At 53.0% G+C, this 17,284-nt stretch carries 21 protein-coding genes; 16 read left to right on the top strand and 5 right to left on the bottom strand.

What is annotated here, in order from left to right:
- Positions 1–184: 184 nt before the first annotated feature.
- The 8 genes from ABXT62_RS01665 to ABXT62_RS01630 all read left to right on the top strand — a co-directional run bounded on the left by ABXT62_RS01665 (position 185) and on the right by ABXT62_RS01630 (position 6,219).
- Positions 185–1,045 (top strand): class I SAM-dependent methyltransferase, encoded by an 861-nt coding sequence (locus ABXT62_RS01665; protein ID WP_415356816.1) that lies wholly within the window; start codon positions 185–187, stop codon positions 1,043–1,045.
- Positions 1,046–1,271: 226 nt separating this feature from the next.
- The gene (locus tag ABXT62_RS01660) at positions 1,272–1,403 is read left to right on the top strand and encodes a hypothetical protein (RefSeq protein WP_415356815.1); all 132 of its coding nucleotides are present in this window, start codon (positions 1,272–1,274) and stop codon (positions 1,401–1,403) included.
- 104 nt (positions 1,404–1,507) lie between these two features.
- Positions 1,508–1,690, top strand: a complete 183-nt coding sequence (gene lptM / locus ABXT62_RS01655) for an LPS translocon maturation chaperone LptM (RefSeq protein ID WP_415356814.1) — start codon at positions 1,508–1,510, stop codon at positions 1,688–1,690.
- Between the two features lie 14 nt (positions 1,691–1,704).
- Positions 1,705–2,970: a diaminopimelate decarboxylase gene (gene lysA, locus ABXT62_RS01650; protein ID WP_415356813.1), complete on the top strand. Its 1,266-nt coding sequence runs from the start codon at positions 1,705–1,707 to the stop codon at positions 2,968–2,970.
- Positions 2,971–2,988: 18 nt separating this feature from the next.
- Complete coding sequence (dapF, locus tag ABXT62_RS01645; RefSeq protein WP_415356812.1) at positions 2,989–3,819, top strand: diaminopimelate epimerase; 831 nt, start codon at positions 2,989–2,991, stop codon at positions 3,817–3,819.
- A gap of 43 nt (positions 3,820–3,862) precedes the next feature.
- Entirely contained in the window at positions 3,863–4,570 is a 708-nt protein-coding gene (locus ABXT62_RS01640) for a DUF484 family protein (RefSeq protein WP_415356811.1), read from the top strand.
- A gap of 7 nt (positions 4,571–4,577) precedes the next feature.
- Positions 4,578–5,510, top strand: coding sequence for a tyrosine recombinase XerC (gene xerC / locus ABXT62_RS01635; protein ID WP_415356810.1), 933 nt, complete (start codon positions 4,578–4,580; stop codon positions 5,508–5,510).
- 1 nt (position 5,511) lies between these two features.
- Entirely contained in the window at positions 5,512–6,219 is a 708-nt protein-coding gene (locus ABXT62_RS01630; protein WP_415356809.1) for an HAD family hydrolase, read from the top strand.
- Positions 6,220–6,230: 11 nt separating this feature from the next.
- Here the strand turns inward: ABXT62_RS01630 and ABXT62_RS01625 are convergent, their stop codons facing one another.
- The 4 genes from ABXT62_RS01625 to ABXT62_RS01610 all read right to left on the bottom strand — a co-directional run bounded on the left by ABXT62_RS01625 (position 6,231) and on the right by ABXT62_RS01610 (position 9,035).
- The gene (locus ABXT62_RS01625) at positions 6,231–6,434 is read right to left on the bottom strand and encodes an SHOCT domain-containing protein (RefSeq protein ID WP_415356808.1); all 204 of its coding nucleotides are present in this window, start codon (positions 6,432–6,434) and stop codon (positions 6,231–6,233) included.
- Positions 6,435–6,614: 180 nt separating this feature from the next.
- Positions 6,615–7,871, bottom strand: a complete 1,257-nt coding sequence (locus ABXT62_RS01620) for an ammonium transporter (RefSeq protein ID WP_415356807.1) — start codon at positions 7,869–7,871, stop codon at positions 6,615–6,617.
- Between the two features lie 38 nt (positions 7,872–7,909).
- Positions 7,910–8,248 carry a P-II family nitrogen regulator gene (gene glnK / locus ABXT62_RS01615; protein ID WP_415356806.1) on the bottom strand — a complete coding sequence of 113 codons (339 nt, stop codon included), beginning with the start codon at positions 8,246–8,248 and terminating at the stop codon, positions 7,910–7,912.
- 52 nt (positions 8,249–8,300) lie between these two features.
- Positions 8,301–9,035, bottom strand: coding sequence for a TorF family putative porin (locus ABXT62_RS01610; RefSeq protein WP_415356805.1), 735 nt, complete (start codon positions 9,033–9,035; stop codon positions 8,301–8,303).
- 311 nt (positions 9,036–9,346) lie between these two features.
- Between ABXT62_RS01610 and ABXT62_RS01605 the strand changes: the two genes are divergently transcribed.
- From ABXT62_RS01605 to rep, 6 genes are all read left to right on the top strand, one after another.
- Positions 9,347–9,607, top strand: coding sequence for an accessory factor UbiK family protein (locus tag ABXT62_RS01605; protein ID WP_415356804.1), 261 nt, complete (start codon positions 9,347–9,349; stop codon positions 9,605–9,607).
- Between the two features lie 69 nt (positions 9,608–9,676).
- Entirely contained in the window at positions 9,677–11,164 is a 1,488-nt protein-coding gene (locus tag ABXT62_RS01600) for a YifB family Mg chelatase-like AAA ATPase (protein WP_415356803.1), read from the top strand.
- 202 nt (positions 11,165–11,366) lie between these two features.
- Positions 11,367–12,011 carry a hypothetical protein gene (locus ABXT62_RS01595; protein ID WP_415356802.1) on the top strand — a complete coding sequence of 215 codons (645 nt, stop codon included), beginning with the start codon at positions 11,367–11,369 and terminating at the stop codon, positions 12,009–12,011.
- Positions 12,012–12,241: 230 nt separating this feature from the next.
- Positions 12,242–12,523: a pyrimidine/purine nucleoside phosphorylase gene (locus ABXT62_RS01590; protein WP_415356801.1), complete on the top strand. Its 282-nt coding sequence runs from the start codon at positions 12,242–12,244 to the stop codon at positions 12,521–12,523.
- Positions 12,524–12,567: 44 nt separating this feature from the next.
- Entirely contained in the window at positions 12,568–12,984 is a 417-nt protein-coding gene (locus ABXT62_RS01585; RefSeq protein WP_415356800.1) for a PaaI family thioesterase, read from the top strand.
- A gap of 4 nt (positions 12,985–12,988) precedes the next feature.
- The gene (gene rep / locus ABXT62_RS01580; RefSeq protein WP_415356799.1) at positions 12,989–14,986 is read left to right on the top strand and encodes a DNA helicase Rep; all 1,998 of its coding nucleotides are present in this window, start codon (positions 12,989–12,991) and stop codon (positions 14,984–14,986) included.
- A gap of 11 nt (positions 14,987–14,997) precedes the next feature.
- On the opposite strand, the gene ABXT62_RS01575 is transcribed toward rep, so the two are convergent.
- Positions 14,998–15,423 carry a c-type cytochrome gene (locus ABXT62_RS01575; protein WP_415356798.1) on the bottom strand — a complete coding sequence of 142 codons (426 nt, stop codon included), beginning with the start codon at positions 15,421–15,423 and terminating at the stop codon, positions 14,998–15,000.
- A 179-nt stretch (positions 15,424–15,602) separates the two neighbouring features.
- Here ABXT62_RS01575 and ABXT62_RS01570 point away from each other — a divergent pair, with 179 nt between their 5' ends.
- Together ABXT62_RS01570 and ABXT62_RS01565 are read left to right on the top strand one after the other, a co-directional pair.
- Entirely contained in the window at positions 15,603–16,223 is a 621-nt protein-coding gene (locus ABXT62_RS01570; protein ID WP_415356797.1) for a glutathione S-transferase family protein, read from the top strand.
- A gap of 93 nt (positions 16,224–16,316) precedes the next feature.
- Entirely contained in the window at positions 16,317–17,219 is a 903-nt protein-coding gene (locus ABXT62_RS01565; protein ID WP_415356796.1) for a DUF3080 family protein, read from the top strand.
- Positions 17,220–17,284 lie beyond the last annotated feature (65 nt).

Genomic DNA, 17,284 nt, shown 5'->3' with positions numbered 1-17,284 from the left:
GATACGGTCAGATAGATTATGGGACGACAGCTATAAATTTTGGTTAAAATTCCGCGCTAATGCAAGCAGGCCTGAATGTTTTCTGCCGTTAGTTTATTGCAGCCTGGCTTCATTACTAAAAAAATATTCTTCCTTTAATTCTCTATACGCTGATAAAATAATAGGGCTATGACAGGAGCGAAAAATGGGCAGCAGAGAAACCACACTTGAATCTTGTGCATTATGTGGCGCGAGTGACTTCGTCATGCTCTACAAAAGAATTAAAGATCATTCTAATATCGTAACCTGCAAAAGCTGCCAGGTTACTTTTTCAAATCCACAGATAGAAATGAACTACGCTGACCATAAAAAGTATGTTGTGAATTACTTGAAAAACGAAAACGGTCGTCGAAAAACAGCACAATGGCGACTGGATCAAATCAAAAAATTTAAATCTGAGGGTAAAATTTTCGAGGTGGGCTGTAGCGGAGGACTGTTTTTAGATGAAGCACGAAAGTCAGGGTTTGATTCTTCTGGAGCTGAGCTAAACAAAGATGCAGTGACTTATGGCAGAGAACATCTAGGCCTAACTGTTCACGAGGAAATAGATCTTAAAAATATAGATTTTCAAAATAAATGTGATGTCGTCGCACTGTTCAATGTTCTGGAGCACGTTCCCAGACCGACTGAATTTATTAATACGATCAAAGACCACGTGTTAGCTGAACACGGCGTAATAGTCATTGAAGTTCCCAACATTTTCACTGTACACTCGAAATTATTTGGGACTAAAGGACAGCATCTATCGATAGCACATCTTTTTTACTTTTCAGAAAAATCTCTCGAAAATTATCTCGAGAGTATGGGATTAACGATAGTAGACAAACAGTGGGGGAAAAGAATATACCCTATAGGCCTCTCATTCGAAATCGTATTACGCAGGCACAAATTTTTAAAAAATATTGTCAGCAGAGTACTAAAAACGTTTAGATTATTCGACAAGGACACTTCACTTAACACCAAGGATTTTCTATTTTATATCGTCGGCAGAAAAACTGCCGCATAGACAGTACAGGAAGAGACGATTTGGACCTAGGCGCCGGCGCTTCTTGCGATCGGACCTAGTGCCAGTTTACAGCAACCGCCCCGCCATCCTCAGCGTTAGCTAACTGTCAGCGCTTTTACACAACACCTTTAGAGGGTGAATTGATACCGGCACAGCGCCCAGAATCAATCTCACCCGCTACCAAGGCGTCCTTGCTCCAAACCACCACTGGTGTGAGGAGGTCACTTTGGCAAGGCCTGCCAAAGCGCGGCAAAAGGTCGCCATGCCAGAACTAGAGACACCCACCGAGCGCCATGTGCCAATAAAAAAACCTCAAGGCATGGTCGCTGTGCGCAATCGTTCAACGATAAACAAATAGGCATTGCCTCCTTTATCATGCGAGTCAACAGGGCGTGTTCCGCCAGAGTGTGCACAATTCAATGGTAAGGGCTGTTCGCGCCGCTTACCAGCAGGCGGTATAATTTGCCCCATTATAAACTGGAGCAGCGTATGCCTTATTCCCATATCTTCATGCTAATTGCACTCACCATTGGCGTCCTCGGCGGGTGTGGGCAGACAGGGGCGCTATATATGCCGTCCGAGGAAGCCCCACGCCCACCCGCCGCACCTGTAGACGGCGCCGAGCAGAAGAACAAAGCGTCCTGAGCCGAGGCTAACCAATGAACTATTTTACTTATCGTGAGGGCAGCTTGTACGCGGAAAATGTTGCCGTCAGAGCGATCGCTGCCGCCCACGGTACGCCTTGCTATATTTATTCCCGATCGGCTCTGGAAGATGCCTTCATGGAATACCGACAAGCGCTTGAAGGTGCCAAGCACCTGATTTGCTACGCAGTAAAGGCCAACTCCAATCTAGCGGTACTTAGTATACTGGCTAAACTAGGCGCAGGGTTCGATATCGTCTCGGGTGGTGAACTGGAACGGGTAGTCGCCGCTGGCGGCGATCCATCCAAAGTCGTATTTTCTGGTGTCAGCAAAAAGCCTGAAGAGATGGCGAGGGCGCTGGAACTGGGCATTCACTGCTTCAACCTTGAATCAGCAGCAGAACTGGAAGTGCTTAACAACGTCGCCGGTCAGCGTGGTCAGATCGCTCCCATATCCATCAGAGTGAACCCGGATGTGGATGCAAAAACGCATCCCTATATCTCTACCGGCCTGCGTGAAAATAAGTTCGGGCTGACGATCGATGAGGCGCTGCGGGTATACCAGCACGCCGCACAATTGGATAACGTGCAGATCGTTGGGCTGGATTGCCACATAGGCTCACAACTGACCGAAGTCAGTCCGTTTATCGACGCTCTGCACCGCCTACTGGAGCTAGTCGATACGTTAGCGGGGCTGGGCATCGTCATTCGCCATCTGGATCTGGGCGGCGGACTGGGCGTACATTACCGCGACGAAGAGCCGCCCTCCATCGGGCAGTACATCGCTGCGATTAGGCAGGTGCTGGGCGACCGCAATGTACAGTTAATGTTTGAGCCCGGACGCTCTATTGCCGCCAACGCAGGCGTGCTGGTCATGCAGGTGGAGTATCTTAAATCTACGCCTGACCATCACTTTGCGCTGGTTGATACGGCGATGAACGATATGCTTCGCCCGGCACTTTATGAGGCATGGATGGACATCCAGCGCGTGGAGAAAAATGCAGAGGGACAATGTGCGCAATGGGATGTGGTAGGCCCCGTGTGTGAAACCGGTGATTTCCTTGGAAAAGGAAGAGAGCTGACACTGGCTCAGGGTGATCTTCTGGCGATGTTTGGCGCGGGTGCCTATGGTTTTACCATGAGTTCCAATTACAACAGTCGTGGTCGCGCTCCAGAAATCATGGTAGACGTTGATCACACACATCTGGTGCGACCCCGAGAAACGCTGGCGGATCTTATCCGTGGCGAAATCGTGTTACCCGACCAAAACGCCTCTGACTAATCAGACCACGAGCTTAGTATGCAGTTACACTTCACCAAAATGCACGGCGCGGGCAACGACTTTGTCGTTATTGACCTGATCAGCCAGGATTACAAGCTCCGCCCGCAAGACGTGCGCAGGCTAGCGGACCGACATTTTGGCGTGGGGTGCGATCAGGTACTGGTAGTAGAAGCGCCGCACAATCCAAAGGTGGATTTTCATTACCGCATCTACAATGCCGACGGCAACGAGGTGCAGCAGTGCGGTAATGGCGCTCGTTGTTTCGCCATCTTCGTCCGCGAAAAGAACCTGACCCGCAAGCGGACTATCAGCGTGGAAACGGCGGCAGGTATTATTGAACTGCGCGTACTCCGCAACCATGAAGTTGAAGTCGATATGGGTGCGCCGGAGTTCGAACCCGAAAAGATTCCCCTCGCGGTGGCTGCCAGACAGCAGAGTTATCCCCTTCTGGTAGACAGTACAGAGTTGGAAATTGGCTCAGTGTCGATGGGAAATCCGCATGCTATATTGCGGGTTGAGAGCACCAGCGGGAGCGAGATCGAGCGTCTCGGGCCGCTTATCGAGTCACATTCTGACTTTCCACAACACGTTAACGTCGGTTTCATGCAAATCGTTTCGAAAAAGGAAATTAAGCTGCGCGTCTATGAGCGGAGCGTTGGCGAAACTCTGGCCTGTGGGACGGGCGCCTGTGCCGCTGTTGTTTACGGTATTTCACGCGGCTGGCTGAGTGATTCCGTGACAGTAGCGTTGCCGGGGGGTAAGCTTTCGGTATCGTGGGCGGGAGAAGGCCAGTCGGTGATAATGACAGGGCCCACTGCGGTGGTGTTCGACGGAACCATAAAAATTTGAGTCCTCGTCAGCGGGGCCATCCAAGGTAGGAGAGGTAACAATCATGGCAGTCAGCAAAGAACAGAATACAGACGTGCAAAGCGCAGACAGCGAAATCAATGACGAGATTGTGCGTGAATACCTTAAAAACCATGATGATTTTCTGCAGCGCTATCCCGATATGCTGGACTTTCTGCATGTTTCACATGCATCAGGTAGCGCCGTATCGCTAGTGGAGAAGCAGGTCAGTGTTATGCGCGAACGCAGCACGGAACTACGCCAACGACTTAAAGCTCTTTCCGCGAATGCAAAGGACAACGATGCTCTATTTGAGAAAACGCGCACACTGGTGCTGAAGCTACTGGATGCCAATTCTGTCGAGGCACTTTACAGCACCTTCATCACATCGATGGCGGCTGACTTTAATGTAGAACACGCTAGTATGATCCTGTACGCCAAAAACGACAATACTGAAGGGTGTCGAACCACATCACATGAGAGGGTGAAACAAGAGATCGGCTCCCTCTTCCGAGGTCACAAGGCCATCTGCGGCACGCTGAGGACGGAGGAACTCATATTTCTCTTCCCGGAAGGAAAGGGGGTCGGTTCGGCCGCCATCATGCCATTGGGATCTACCGAACAGTTAGGACTGATCGCAGTTGGTAGCTCAGACGCCAACCGCTACAACAGCAAGACGGGCACACTCTTTCTCGCTCATATCGCGGACGTTATCGTGAAGCTGCTTCCCAACCTACCCAATACGAACCACTAAGCGCATCGTGATCGAAGACACCGCGCTGGACGCTACACTAAACGAGTCCGCAGCGCGATTTATCACTTATCTGCAAGACGTACGCAGACTTTCGCCTCATACCACCAGTAACTACAAGCGCGACTTGCTATCCCTGCAGCGTTACTGCGAAACACACAATAAGGATGCCATGGAGGAGCTGGTAGAGGCCGATATTCGTGCATGGGCAAGCCAGCTACACCGTCGAGGTCTGGCCGGTGGCAGCATTCAGCGCAGTCTCTCCGCCACCCGCTCGTATTTTAACTTTCTCGGGCGTGAAAACGGCGTACTGCGCAATCCCGCGACCAGCGTGCAGGCTCCTCGCAAGCCCCGCAAGCTACCCAAAACTCTGGATGCAGATCAGGTAGACAAGTATCTGGTCTTCGAGTCAGAAACAGCGGTCGCATGTCGCGACAGCGCGATGGCGGAATTGTTTTACTCCTCGGGGCTGCGCCTGGCGGAATTAGCCGCGGTGAATGTCAACGACATAGACCCACAATCCAAACTGTTGACCGTAACCGGCAAGGGTAGAAAAACGCGAACCGTCCCGGTAGGCTCCACAGCACTGCAGACCATTGCGCGCTGGCTGGAACTGCGCCCGTTAGACCCTGCAGAGACAGCCGACCCTGGTGCTCTTTTCACCAGTAATCGCGGCCGCCGCATCAGTGTGCGCAATATTCAGGCCCGGCTGAAGCTTCAGGGTCGCAAATCCGGCATGCATCAGGACATACATCCTCACATGTTGCGCCACTCGTTTGCCAGTCACATGCTGGAATCCAGCGGCGACCTGCGAGCCGTCCAAGAACTACTGGGCCATGCAAACATCTCGACCACACAGATTTACACTCATCTCGACTTTCAGCACCTCGCCAAGGTGTACGATGCATCGCACCCGCGGGCCAAACGTCGCAAAGATAGCTAAGATGACAATTTCCGTCATCACCTTTGATCTAGATAATACCTTATGGGATGTAGAACCTGCTCTCATCAAGGCGGAGCAAGTGCAACAACAGTGGCTACTGCAACACCGCCCCGGCGCTGTGGACGCTTTCGACCAGGAGTCCCTGTTAGAGTTTAAAAAATCCGTCTGGAAACGCCACCCTGAGCTATTGCACCACGTCAGCCAAATGCGCACCCAAATGCTTTACGAACTCCAGATTGCCGGGGGTTACTCCAAAGAAGATGCACACATCGGCGCGCAACAAGCATTTGAAGTGTTTTTAGTGGCGCGGCATAAGGTGGTATTTTACGAGGAAGCCTTGGGTGTTCTGGAACGACTAGCGCAACGCTACACCCTAGGAGCCTTAACTAATGGTAATGCTGACATCTACAAGACCGATGCCGCCGACTATTTTGATTTCGCATTTTCGGCCGAACACATGGGCGCTAGCAAGCCTCATCCCGCCATGTTCCAAGCCGCACTAAAACAAACGGGCGTTGCTGCTGAGCAGATTATTCACGTGGGTGATGATCCTGAACATGATATTCGGGGTGCCCGCGACATGGGCATGCACACGGTATGGGTGAATTCTCGACAGAAAACCTGGCCAGATGGGGACAGGGCGGACAGGGAAATCGAGAACCTCCGACAATTACCGAAGGCCATCCTCGACATCAGTGACCATCGATAAAACGTGCGAATTCAGGACTTCAGTATTTTTTTCTTTGTTTGATCGTACTCTTTCTGATTTATCACGCCCTTATCAAGAGCTTCCTTAAGATCCATCAACTGCTGTCCCTGAGTTCCCCTGGCATCAACCTGGGTGGTGGCTCCGCCGCCGCCACACGCGGCTAAACTCATGGTGAGCACTGCAATACTGGAGGCGATAATGATTTGTTTATACATTGCTTAGTCTTCCTCAAAGTTCATTCTCGTGAGATACACGCTCTAGTGACACAACAATAGCACGCGAAACGTCATTAACCGATACCATTATAACGCAGGCTCCTAAGGTATAACAAAAAAAGGGGCCCGAAGGCCCCCAAAAAAACGCATGGTTAAATGCGCCCGCAAAGTCTGTCCTTGCTAGCGACCGCTGCCGCTGGCGCCAACAAATTCAGGGTAGGCTTCCATGCCGCACTCTGACATATCTACACCCTCGTATTCTTCCTGCTCGCTGACACGGATACCCATGACCGCTTTCAGAATGCCCCAAACTATCAGGCTCGTCCCAAAGACCCAGACAAATATAGTGGCAGCGCCGATAAGCTGGCCGCTAAATGATGAGCCGTCGTTGGTAAACGGCACTAGTAGCAGCCCCAACAGACCGACCACGCCGTGTACTGAGATGGCACCAACAGGATCATCAATCTTCAGCTTATCCAATGTGATAATGGCAAACACCACCAACACACCACCAAGACCGCCGAATAATGTAGCCTGCAAAGCGGTGGGGGTAGATGGCTCGGCAGTAATGGCGACCAGCCCGGCTAATGCACCGTTAAGCGCCATAGTCAGATCCGCCTTGCCAAACATAACTTTGGCTAAGACCATGGCCGCGATCAGACCACCCGCCGCCGCCGCATTAGTGTTCATGAAAACCACTGCAACAGCGTTGGCACTGTCAACACTCGCTGTTGCCAGCACAGAGCCGCCATTAAAGCCGAACCAGCCCATCCATAGGACGAAGGTTCCTAACGTTGCCATAGGCATATTGGCGCCGGGGATCGGCTTAATCGAGCCGTCTGCGCCGTACTTACCTTTTCGTGCTCCCAGCAGAAGCACACCAGCGAGAGCTGCGGACGCGCCGGCCATGTGCACGATGCCAGACCCAGCAAAGTCAGAGAAGCCAAGATCGCCCAGTGTGTACATGCCAAAAACCGACTGTCCACCCCAGGTCCAGGAGCCTTCCATCGGGTAGATGAAGGCCGTCATAACAACCGCGAAGGCAAGAAATGCCCACAATTTCATACGCTCGGCTACAGCACCGGACACGATAGACATTGCCGTAGCGACAAACACTACCTGGAAGAAGAAATCAGCAGAGGGCGCATAAGTGGCTGGCTCTTCTGCACCCGTCACGCCGTTAGACTCGATGTCATTCAAAAACAGAGAGAAGTCACCACCTCCGTACATAATCGCGTAACCGCAGATCATGTACATGGTACATGCCACTGCATACAGTGAGATGTTCTTCAGTAGTATCTCTGTCGTGTTCTTGGAGCGGACCAGGCCTGCCTCCAGCATAGCGAACCCTGCTGCCATCCACATTACGAGTGCACCGCAGATCAGGAAGTAAAATGTGTCTAGGGCGTACTGTAGTTCGAAAATATTTTGTTCCATGAGTATAGTTCTCCGCTAACGGTCGTTTAGGGATATGGTTAAATTGCGTCTTCGCCGGTCTCGCCGGTACGAATACGAATCACTTGCTCCAGTTCGGAGACGAATACCTTGCCGTCACCAATTTTGCCGGTATTGGCTGCATTGGTAATGGCTTCGATGGTTTGATCTACAGCACCGCCGGCAACGGCCACCTCAATCTTTATTTTTGGCAGAAAATCGACAACGTATTCCGCCCCACGATAGAGCTCCGTGTGGCCCTTCTGTCGCCCGAACCCTTTGACCTCGGTCACAGTAATTCCTTGAACGCCAATCTCTGACAGCGCCTCGCGCACGTCGTCTAGCTTAAATGGCTTAACAATGGCCGTAATTAGTTTCATAAAAATCTCCAGAGTGAGAGCGTCGACCAGAAAACTGGTCGACCCGAGGCGGTTAAAGGCTTTTGCTAATGCTGAAAACGGCAGTATCATCACAGATGCTGGAGTCGAAGCAATCCACATCGTCCAGGTCTGTGCCTACCCAAGCCACCGACAGGTCAACCCCTTTGAACGTATAGCCGAGAGTCACCGAGTAGTCGGCGTACGTATCCGTATCGGTTGCGAAGAAACCGGCTTCATCAAAATCGTTGTAGCCAGCGTGTAACGCCAGAGAAAAGTCTTCCGCGAAAGTCATACTGTAGTCGCCGGAATAGTACATGTACTTACCCGTCTCAGCATAAAAGTCGTCAGAGTAAATCACACCCACAGACAAATCCTCCCAAGAACCGGTGACGTGAAACTCCGCATAGTCGCCGCTAGGGTTAACGGTGTCGCCCGGATACTGGTAATACATATAACCGACATCAACACTGAAGTCGGTATCGCCGATAGGACCACCCCATCCGGCATAATAGTCAATCTCCATCGTTCCAAAGCTGCCGCTACCATCATCAACATCGCCAAAATCAACCGACGATGCCCACGTTCCTACATAGAAACCAGACTCGAAAGACGCATCCAATCCGCCCTGCACAGCGGCGTCTTCACCGGTCTGAGAGATACCACGGAATCGGTAGTCGGATACCAGTGCCATGTTGCCGCTGATATCAAAGGCCTGTGCGGACGTTGCGGCTATACCAGCCAAAAGGGTTGAAGTGGCTACTGCGGTTAACAGTATTTTGTTTTTCATGTTATCTACTCCTAGAGTTTAACGTCAAATTACGCAGTACTAGTCAGGCAGTATCTGGGTGCTGCGGGGGGCTTTGCGTCCACCTCACTAGACTGTCAGCCGAGATAATGCAGAGTCTGTGCCAAAAAATATATTATTGTTATTTTTCAATAAGATATGAAATATATTCTCTTAATATGTGCTCATTGGAACCCGTGACAAGGCCACATTATCGTGCGGCGCACCAATACGGTGCGTGTTTATGCGCTGTGCCCGGTCGGAAAAATGGTCTAGACTTTGGCCGACTCACAATTACGCGCAAAGGTAAGCTCATGGCACTAAAAGTACCCCCACCTCCTTGGGAGCTTCTACAGCAGGTCAGCGAACTGGTCGGCGCCAGCGGCGTTAAGAGTGACGTGGATAAAAGCCTGCGCGCATTGGCGCAATCGACATTGTCTCGACTTGATATGGTGAGCCGCGAGGAGTTTGACGCCCAAACTGAAATACTCCAGCGTACCCGTGCCCGCGTGGTTTTACTGGAAGCGACATTGGAGGAAATGACCCAAGAACTGGAACACCTGACCCAGAAGTGAATAGCGGGGGTTCAGCCAGCGCGCAGGATCCCGTCACAGAAGCAACAATAACACGCTCAAGGAAGAGCCATGGAACTGTCTGTAATTTATAGCCGTGCGCTATCGGGCATTGACGCCCCTTTGGTAGAAGTAGAAACGCATTTATCCAACGGCCTGCCGGCCTTTAATATCGTTGGCTTGCCAGAGACAGCCGTGCGAGAGAGCAAAGACCGCGTACGCAGCGCCATCCTCAACTCCCACTTCACCTTCCCTGATCGCCGTATCACCGTAAACCTGGCTCCGGCCGACCTGCCCAAGGAAGGCGGGCGCTTTGACCTGCCGATCGCACTGGGTATTCTCAGTGCCTCTGGGCAAATGCCACAGCACTCTCTTGCACAACATGAATTTCTCGCAGAGTTGGCTCTCGATGGCAGCCTGCGGCCCGTCCCAGGTGTCGTTGCCGCCGCCGTCGCGGCGAGCGGCAAGGGTCGCCAACTGGTCGTTGCCACCGCATGCGCCTCAGCTGCCGCAATCGTCCCGGGCAGTAGGGTGATTGCCGCGCCAGACATTCTCACACTCTGCGCGCACCTCAACGGCAGTGAGAAAATCGCAGTCACGCAGGCCGGCGTCGCCGCTACGGTGCAGGGTCACCCGGATTTGTGCGACGTTGTAGGACAGGAAGGTGCCCGGCGCGCACTGGAAATAGCCGCTGGGGGTGGCCACAACCTCTTACTCTGGGGCCCTCCGGGCACGGGAAAAACGCTTCTTGCCAGTCGCTTGCCCGGCATACTGCCGCCACCTGCCCCGCACGAGGTCCTGCTTGGTCTGGCCTTACGCGATATTGACAGCCCTTCTGCCGAGGGCGACTTTGTCTTTCAGCGGCCATTTCGCAATCCACACCACAGCGCCAGCGCTGCGGCTCTAGTCGGTGGCGGCAGCAAGCCGCGTCCGGGAGAAATCTCCCTAGCTCATGGGGGTGTGCTGTTTTTGGACGAATTGCCAGAATTTAGCCGCCATTGCCTCGAAGTCCTAAGGGAACCGATGGAGTCCGGTGAGATCACTCTCGCGCGCGCTAGCCACAGGATCACCTACCCTGCGCGATTTCAGTTAGTCGCCGCAATGAACCCCTGCCCCTGCGGCTACCTCGGCGACCCCGATCGGCCCTGCCGCTGCACACCGGAACAAATCCAGCGCTATCGATCACGGGTGTCAGGGCCGCTACTGGACCGTATCGACCTCCACGTTCAGGTCAGCCGGTTAACGCCTAGGGAATTATTGGCCCCAGCCACGTTCGGCGAAGCATCTGCGGTGGTCCAAGAGCGGGTCTATCGCTGCCGCGTGCTGCAAGAAGAGCGCCAAGGTAGCCCTAATTCACAGCTGTCTCCCGACAAGTTAGGACGCATTTGCGCACTGGGAAAGGCAGAGAGTAAAAGTCTTATATCGGCCGCAACGCAAATGCACCTATCGGGAAGAGGGTTGCATCGGACACTGCGGGTAGCGCGCACACTCGCGGATCTCGAACAGTCCAAGTCCATCGGTATAGCCCATATCACCGAGGCACTTGCCTACCGCTACTGACACAAGAACGACAGCTGGAACTGGACTGCACCCCGTTGCCTGATGAGCGTTACCCGAAGATTCCATTATGCGAAAATCAGCTATAAACTAATAGTTGTTGGTTTGAGCCGCTGCTTAGATAGACTCATTTTGATCGTCGGAGAAACCTGTTGACCAATGCCCTTTCGCCAACCTACTCGACCCGGGCACTTACGCTGAGGGTATGCCCTGCGGCAAACTTACAGAAATCCGCGAATCTGGCCCGGTCGTTAAGCTGGAGGATCCCATCACTAGGGTGCCCTATTGGGTGGTCACGCGGATCACAGAAATGGATACTGTTTCCAAGAATCCAATACTCTTCTCCTCCGCAGCCCGCTCCGCCTTCCCCATGGAATACGACCAGGACATGGTCGATAACATCCACTGTCACACCATTATTAATATGGACCCGCCTCAACACCAGAAGGTGCGTCGCGTTGTGCGCAATGCGTTTACGCCAAAGCGCGTTGAATCCTATGCACCCAAATTCCGCGAGCATGCAAAACGTATCGTCGATGCGGTGGTGAGCAAAGGAGCGTGCGAATTCGTAGAGGAGGTCTCCGCAGAACTGCCATTAATCGGCATTCTGGAACTACTGGGCGTACCGCTTAAAGATCGCAAGAAGTTTTTTGAATGGACCAACACCATGATCTTCGCCGATGACCCGGATATGTCAATTTCCGAGTTAGAGGGACAGCTGGCGTCACTGGAGGTCATCCAATACGCAACGAATCTGGCGGAGAAGCACCGTGAGTCCCCCATGGATAACATCACCGGCGCCTTGCTGGATGCAGAGCTAGAGGGCGGATCCATCTCTCAGGATATCTAGGGTTGCAAACATACCTGATGGTGTTGCATCTATAAGACAAATAAGGGAATTCTGAGCAGGCGCACGGCCAGTTAAACTAAAAAACCCGGGGCATGTGCTAATCGGACACACAACAATGGCCTTTTTGCCTTTTTAATTCACGCTCACGGCATTTTTCTTTTTACTTTGCCCTTAAAAAAAAGCGAAAATCATCTCCCGTATTTTTTATGCAAACTGTTCTGAGGAGTTCAATGTTTCACATTAACCAATATTTTGATGGCAAGGTCGCTTCCATCGCTTTTCAGACCGCAACACTTCCCGCCTCTGTTGGCGTGATGGCCGCTGGAGAGTTCGAGTTTGGCACCACTCAAAAAGAAACCATGAGCGTTATCAGCGGGGCTCTCACCGTGAGGCTACCTGGCGCAGGAGACTGGGTAACCTACAATGCAGGAGACCACTTTATCGTAGCCGCTAACGAAACGTTCGACGTTCAAGTATCGACAGAGACAGCCTACTTGTGCACGTATGAATAAAATCACTTCTGTAGCGCCAGCGTATTCCGCGGAGACACCCTGACATGAGCGAGTTTTCGATCATTGAACGGCTCAATGCACACCGGCCCGGCTTTATAGCGATGCTAGGCGGTAAAATTGTGGCTATCGATCAGCAGGAACAATCCTGCAGCTTTGAATTTATGGTCAGTACGGACTTTTGTCATTCTATCGACGTGGTGCAAGGGGGATTCATCACGGTAATGCTGGACGCAGCCATGAGCCACGCTGTCTTTGCCTCAGGCGAAGATATAAGCGGGCTCTCATCCCTCGACATCAATACCACTTATCTGGAACCTACCCGAGCAGGCTGCCTGCGGGCGGTCGGCAAGATCATCAAATGCAGCTATAAAACCGCCTTTTTAGAGGCTCGACTCTACAACAGCGACGGACTTCTCACTGCCACAGCCAGTTCCGTCGCAAAAGTGGTCAGGAATCGTTAACCGCGTGCCACAACTGAACCTCCGACAACGCGAGGCCGTGCGCTATATCGACGGCCCCCTTTTGGTTCTCGCCGGTGCTGGCAGTGGTAAAACCAGTGTTATCACCCAAAAAATTGCCTATCTAGTGGATATCTGTGGCATCAATGCCAGTCACGTTGCAGCGGTAACCTTTACCAATAAAGCGGCACGCGAGATGAAAGAACGGATAGGCAAACTGTTGCGTGGCAATGCGGCGGAAGGGCTCACGGTCAGCACGTTTCACCAATTAGGTCTGAAGATCATCCGCACCGAGCGCAAGGCGCTAGGGCTTAAATCGGGTTTTTCCATCTTCGATGGGGAGGACACTCGCACCCTGATACGTGATCTACTGATTCAGGAGTACGGTGCAGAGGGCGACCAGGCGAACACCATCGCGCAACGTATCTCCAATTGGAAAAATGATCGCGTGCTACCAGAACAGGCGCTGGCGAATGCCACCAGTCCAGCGGACATGCTGTGTGCACAAGCCTACCTGCGCTACAAACGTGCCCTGAAAGCCTACAATGCGCTTGATTTCGACGACTTGATCCTGCTCCCTACAATACTCTTTGAGCACTCACCCGCCATTCTGGAAAAGTGGCAGAACCAAATCCACTACCTGTTGGTCGATGAATATCAGGACACCAATTCTAGCCAGTATCTACTGGTAAAACAGCTGATAGGCCTCGGCAGCGGGCTTACGGTAGTAGGAGACGATGACCAATCCATTTATGCCTGGCGCGGTGCCCGGCCCGAGAATCTGGTACAACTGCAAGAGGACTTTTCCGGTCTGAAAGTTGTCAAACTGGAGCAAAACTATCGCTCCACGGCACGCATACTCAAGGCTGCCAACACCCTGATCGCCAATAATCCGCACGTGTTCGACAAACAGCTTTGGAGTGAACTGGGCTACGGTGAACCTATCCGCATTATTCGCTGCAGTGACGAGCAACACGAAGCAGATCAGGTTGTTGCAGAAATTCTTGACCATAAGTTACGCCGACGCACACGCTTTGGCGACTATGCCATCCTGTATCGAGGTAACCACCAGTCACGCTTGATTGAGTTGGCGCTGCAACAGCAGCAGGTGCCCTACCATCTCAGCGGGGGAACGTCATTCTTCGCCCGCAATGAGGTGAAGGACATCATGGCCTACCTCCGTCTCATCATAAACGAGAACGATGACAACGCTTTTTTGCGTATCGCCAACGTACCCAGACGCAAGCTCGGCACCTCGACACTTGAAGCATTGGGCAATTTCGCGCTCGCCAATCGTTGCAGCCTGAATCAGGCCTGTAGCAGCATTGATTCGAATCAGGTACCCGAGGCCGGGCTCAAACGCCTGCGCGAGTTTCGGCAGTGGATGGATGGCGTGCGCAGCAGCTGCGCCGGCTACGACAGCGTCTCAGGTGTGCGGCAAATGATACGCGACATTGACTACGAGGGCTGGCTTGACCAACTCAGTTCCAGCGAGGACGTGGCAGAACGGCGTATGGGTAATGTCCATTTTTTGATCGACGGCCTGCAGCGGGTTATGTCGAACGAGCAAGTTGCGCTAGATGAGGCGATCTCCCGCCTGGTGCTGCGAGATCTTCTGGAGCAGCAAGACGAGGAAGAAAAAGGGCCCGAAAGTGTGCAGCTAATGACGCTGCACGCCGCCAAGGGCTTGGAGTTTCCGCACGTCTACATTATCGGCATGGAGGAGAAACTATTGCCCCACCGAGCGAGTATCGAGGAAGATAACATTGAGGAGGAACGGCGACTGGCCTATGTCGGCATCACTCGAGCGCAACAAACCCTGAGCATGACCATGGCTCTGAAGCGTCGCCAGTTTGGCGAAACCATCAACTGTGAGCCCAGCCGCTTTATCGCCGAATTACCCCAAGATGACCTGCAATGGCAAGGCGGTGGTCAGGACACGCAGGACGCCAATGAGGAGCGCGGCCAAGAAACGTTGGCCGGGCTTAAGGATTTATTCGCCTGAGCAGGTCCTCTTTACTGGCTGCCAGCAACCATGTAGTCCACAGCAGCATACACATCCTCATCAGAACAGGTCATGCAACCCCCCTTGGCTATCATGCCGGTGCCGGGAACACCCCCAACGCCAGTGGCGTACAAAGCCGGCATGCCCTTAGCGATTCGACCACTCCAGGCCACGGCATCGCCATATTTAGGCGCACCTGCGGCGCCAGTACTGTGACAGGCCATACAAGCTGCGTTGTAAACCGCTTCCCCTGAGCGCGGTTCGGCACTCACTACAGTGGCAGGGGCTGCGGCGCAGGTGTTATCACCTTCCACACACGATTCGCCCACCGGCTTGATCCGCTCCACTATGGCGTTACGCTGGGCATCGCTCAAATCTGCAGCAAAAGCGCTGCCAGCCAGCAGGGCGACTAAAAAACTAAAAGCTATACGATTCATCACGGCGAGTTCCTCGGTTGGTCAGCGGCGCATTATAGCCACATATGGTCGGTGTTAAAACGTGATGATTGAAACTATTGCCCCAGACAAAAAAGAGCGACACACTAGCACCACTTTGGCGCAGGGCTCTAGTAGGATCCGCTCACCCGTCATCTTTTCCGCAACAAAAAAGGCCACAAATGAAACTCTATACGTATGACCCCGCCCCCAACCCACGGCGCCTCTCCCTATTCCTCAAACTCAAAGACATTCAAATCGACACACAACAGATCGATATGATGACAGCCGAGCAACTGAATAACAGCTACCGGCAGGTCAACCCAGCATGCACCCTACCAGCCCTAGTGCTAGACGACGGCACAGTGCTGACAGAAGTGATTGGCATGTTCTCTTATCTGGAAGAACTCCATCCCGAGCAACCGCTTATGGGCAGCACACCATTAGAACGGGCCCAAGCTATCAGCTGGTGCCACAGACTGTTTCAAGGCCTGATGGTGGCCATCGCCAGCGCCCTGCGTAACCGCGGCAAAAACTTTCACAATCGGGCGCTGCCGGGGCCGCTAGATACCCCCCAAATACCTGAGCTGGCAGAACGCGGTTTAATGCAAATACACCACATTCTGCCGCAACTGGACGCACATCTGGCCTCATCAACCTGGCTGGCAGGTGACAATTTTACGATTGCTGATATTGATCTACTGGTGATGATCGATTTTCTGGCTTGGATAAAAGAATCCATCCCCGACACCTGTCCCGACTTGCAAGCCTGGCATCAGCGCGCAAGCGCCCGAGCAGCCTGAAACCCGCTGCGCTGCAGCTAATAGACTAGAATTGATGCCGCATATCATGGCCCTTTGCGCTATAAAGGAGTGGGCCTCTGCAGGAAGCGATTTATGCTGCATCGACGCACTCCTGGAAGTCAGCATGAGCGCAGTCGATGGCTCCTGTGCAGTGCGTTTCTCATTCTGCTAGACGGTTGTCAGCCTGCCGAGCCTGATACACCGCTTGAGGTTTACCTCAGTAGAACAGGCGCAGCCCAATCTATCGCCCCCTCCGACGAACTTAAGGTGCCACCGGTAGTCGTCGATCTGCAGCTGCCTATACCCTGGGGGACTCTCGACACGCTCGATCTAGTGAACCTGAGTGGGTGTACCGTGCAAGCTACCATTGGCAAGCGCAACAGTAGCCTCGGTCGATATGCAAAACCGTCACAGCGGCTCCTACTGGAGCTGGAATATCTGCAGCTCGCGCCACCGTGCATTGACCTGCTGCGTGACCACAACAGCACGCTGGCGAATGCCATCGATGCAGCCTGGCGCCAGAGACAGAAGCAATTACCCGCGCTGATCTTCAATGCGACTCTAGGCAGCGACGAGTACCGGTCGTTCTGGCTGGCCCCGAGAGCCCCCGGAGATTATCCGGTTGTGAGCCTCGCTGTAGCGGTATCTGCGCTAAAGCGTATCAACCGGCATGTGTGTCGCTGGTTGAGTGGCGATTACCAGGCACAGAATCGTGACTTCGAAGTATTGCTTAGCCAAGTCGCCGGGGGCGACGCAGGAGCACTGCTGCAGGCGCTGCATACCCAGAGTAGCGGGGTACTCGCCGCTGATCCTGCAGTTGGACGGCTGCAATCACGACTGACACTCGTCAAAGCTCTGGAAACGCATCTTGCTAGCATCCTACCACTGCAATATCGCTATTGGATGGATGACCGAAATGATCGAGTGACAGCCGCCGCCACCGGTAAATTCCTCCAGTCGCCTCCATCCTTACCCCAACCCTGCGGCATAAATTGACCCCCTTCGTGCCCAAACTCCTAATAATTGGTTACACTGAAGTCACAATCGCAACGACATGCGCC

This window comes from Halioglobus sp. Uisw_031, from assembly GCF_047729875.1.
In the GTDB taxonomy this organism is placed as follows: Bacteria; Pseudomonadota; Gammaproteobacteria; order Pseudomonadales; family Halieaceae; genus Marimicrobium.
This window is presented reverse-complemented; position numbering and strand designations above follow the sequence as displayed.